We start from the raw sequence: 946 nt of genomic DNA on the forward strand, positions 1-946 counted from the left end.
CTTCCCATTTCTATTCTTTTAGAACTTCAAAACTTCGCTTTATACTCCAAGCCTTCGTCTATCTGTGAGGGCTTCTTTAGAAGAATCCTACTTTTCCTCGCCTGCTGCTTCTTGCTTGCTTTTCTTTGGTGTTAATTTTTTATAGCGACTACGGATAGCGTTGAGATGGTCACGGAGATCGGCATACTGCTTTTTATCTGGATAAGCATAGGCGTTGATGGCAGTAAAATCCACAAGGAAGTCATAGATTTCTTGTAGTTTCGCACGGACTTCCTTGTTTTGACTAGGTGCCTTTCCTTTTTGCTCAGCCAAGCGCTCCTTATAGGCTTTTTCAAACTGAGCCTGCGCCTTTGTCAAGGTTTCTACATGAGTTGTCAAATGCAGGGTTGAAAGGGCAGTTTGGTAGTCAGTATCTTTTAGTTCCTTGAGAAAATGGTTAATAGCTTCCGTCTCTTTTTCGTAGCTCATATTCGTTAGCCCAGCATAATGTTTGAAAAGTTTGCTGAGTTTGTCGTAAGCTTCCTTGCTACTTGCCTCTTTGACACGAGAGAAGGCCTTGACCAAACTGGTCAAGGTAGAAAGCGCATCATCACGCTCACGATCAGAGGCTTCCAGACTAGCCACCGTTTGACTGGCCTTGGAACGGTGCAAACCAGCTTGCAAGGTCTCAAGAAGTTTTTCCATATCCCCAAGCTTCGTTGCATAAACCTGCTCAGACTTATTGGCTTTTGTAAAAGCCCCCAACTCGTCCTTGCTCGCAGATAGAAGTTGGAAGAATTCGTTAGCATCAAGAGATTTTATTTGTAAACCTGTTACACCATACATCTGTTTCATATATTACCTTCTTTCGTTTTTAAATATGTATCGTTATCATCAAAATGATTATTTTTAGGAATATTATCCCTAGTAAAATTTAATACTTTCCTTTTTAAGGAAAATGAGAAAT

General features: G+C 40.6%; 1 protein-coding gene. It reads right to left on the reverse strand.

Annotated elements, in window-relative coordinates:
• Positions 1–87: 87 nt before the first annotated feature.
• Entirely contained in the window at positions 88–834 is a 747-nt protein-coding gene (locus tag SORDD16_RS04935; protein WP_061452576.1) for a DUF6261 family protein, read from the reverse strand.
• Positions 835–946: the final 112 nt, after the last annotated feature.

The organism is Streptococcus oralis, assembly GCF_001578945.1.
GTDB classification, from domain to species: domain Bacteria; phylum Bacillota; class Bacilli; order Lactobacillales; family Streptococcaceae; genus Streptococcus; species Streptococcus oralis_Q.